General features: G+C 44.9%; 2 protein-coding genes and 1 pseudogene. 1 reads left to right on the forward strand and 2 read right to left on the reverse strand.

All coding sequences use genetic code 11. The features are described 5' to 3' along the window. Positions 1-301, forward strand: a pseudogene (locus V3S16_RS09450) (D-glycero-beta-D-manno-heptose 1-phosphate adenylyltransferase); the annotation flags it as partial. A gap of 2 nt (positions 302-303) precedes the next feature. Here V3S16_RS09450 and V3S16_RS09455 read toward each other — a convergent pair. Continuing rightward, a complete protein-coding gene (locus V3S16_RS09455; protein ID WP_413884436.1) occupies positions 304-1,461 on the reverse strand; it encodes a Fic family protein in 1,158 nt (385 codons plus the stop codon). 345 nt (positions 1,462-1,806) lie between these two features. Continuing rightward, on the reverse strand, positions 1,807-2,166 hold a 360-nt coding region (locus V3S16_RS09460; RefSeq protein WP_413884437.1), incomplete at its 5' end, for a fibronectin type III domain-containing protein.

Raw genomic sequence — 2,166 nt, forward strand, 5'->3', positions numbered from 1 at the left:
CAGCGTTAAAAGGCTCAAAGGCGCCGGGCGGCCGCTTTTAAACGAACACGACCGCTCGCACATAATGGCCGCACTCGATTGCGTCGGCCATGTGATAATTTTCGGCGAGCTTACCCCGATAAAGCTGATAAGAGCCGTAAAGCCGGACGTACTGGTTAAAGGCGGCGACTATAAAGTCGACCAGATAGTCGGCCACGAAGAGGTGAGGGGATGGGGCGGAACGGTAAAGACCGTAAAATATATTAAAGGCAACTCGACGACGGGAATAATCCAAAAGATCATGCGCAAAACGAAAGGGTAGAATCAATCGAGTTTTTCTTTTTCTATTATTTCAAGAATTTTTTCGGCAACATACAGGCGGTTGCGTTTTTTGCCGGTAACTTCTCTTAAAATACCCCAACCGATCAGTTTTTCAATATTGTTTTGTGCTGTAACAGGAGTAACTTTTGCCATTTTAACTATCCATCTGATGGTAATGACTGGGGAGATAAATAATAGATCTATTATCGTCAGCATCTGGGCGGATGAACGGGAAGATTGTATTTTAGTCCGGTAATCCTGCCATAGATTTAGCAACAGCTTGGAGCGTTTAATGGCGTCTTTAGCCTGCTCTGTAACGCCAACCAGAAAAAAACTGATCCATTCCGCCCATTCCCCATGAAGGCTTACGTTTAAAAGTAGATCATAATAATCCCTACGATGTTTTTCAAAATATGCGCTTAAATATAATAATGGCTGGGGCAGCAAATCTTCCATGCACAGCAACAGCGTTATAAGTAGCCTTCCAACCCTGCCGTTGCCGTCAAAGAAGGGATGTATAGCCTCAAACTGGTAATGTATCAGAGCCAAGCGGACAAGCGGCGGCAAGGACGGCTTTTTGTGCATATATATTTCCAGTTCATATACAGCCTTTTCCATTTCCGGCACTGGAGGAGGCACAAAAGTGGCCTCCTCCTTAGTGCGTCCGGGAGGCCCAATCCAATTTTGCAAACGCCTGAACTCGCCAGCCGCAAGTTCTTCACCACGCACATCTTCCATTAACCGTTGATGCAACTCTTTTATTAACCTTAAAGACATTGGTAAATCTTTTGATCGCTTTAACCCGTACTTCAAGGCCTTGACGTAGTTCGCCACTTCACGCACATCGCTTCTTTCCCTATCAACTTTCCCTGATGCTTCAAAAAGCAAAAGTTCCGACAGTGTTGATTGGGTTCCCTCGATTCGGCTGGAAAGAATAGCCTCCCTTTGGATAAAAGGATTTATTAAAAGATGCGGGTTTGGCAGTATTCGGGCGACACCCGCCAATTCTCCCAGCGCAATATCTGCTTTCGAATTCTTTTCCGCCAACATCCAGTTAATATCTAATGATGGAGGAAGCCTATCGGGAACAAATGCATGACAACCGTTTTCTACTTCAATTACTTTTCCTGGTTTATTTTCTGTAAAATCAGAGGGTTTCATTACTATTTTATACCTTATTAAAAATCAGCCACTTGTAATTATACTTTAAGCCGTAAAGTATAACAACTAATTTTCTAATTATACTTCCTTTCCGTTATCCATATTGTAATTATACTTTAGGCCGTAAAGTATAATTACTAGCTTTCTAATTATACTTCCTTTCCGTTGTCCATGCTGTAATTATACTTTAATCGCATAACTACAATTATTTTATAGGCTTAACACTATGTTTACTTATGTAAATATATTTCAAGATAAATATTGAAGATAAGAAAAATAACCGAAAATTTCTTTAAAGCGACAGCATCTTTAGCGCATTCCTGATAATGTCAACGACCTCGCCGTCTACGGAACGGCGCTCACCTCTTCGGACGCCGCCGATTCTCCGTAAGCGTTCAGCGCCGTGAAGATGCAGTAGTAGGTGGTGCCTGCCGTCAGGACGCCCATCTCGTGGGTGTACGGGCTGGTGACGTTTTCATATTTCATGGTGCCCATTGACATATCTGACCCCGTTTCGACCGGCGTCACCCCCGGCATCGTCGACATGTACATATTGTACGACGTCGCGCCGTCGACATCGTCCCAGCTTGTGGTGACCGTCCCGCTTCCGCCGACCGATACAACGTTGGTGGGCGCGTCGGGCGCGGACGATGTGCCGCCGCTGCCGCCTCCGCAGGCGGACAGTGTGATGAATAGAATGATGAC

It is taken from the genome of Candidatus Desulfatibia sp., assembly GCF_036446775.1.
Lineage (GTDB): Bacteria > Desulfobacterota > Desulfobacteria > Desulfobacterales > UBA11574 > Desulfatibia_A.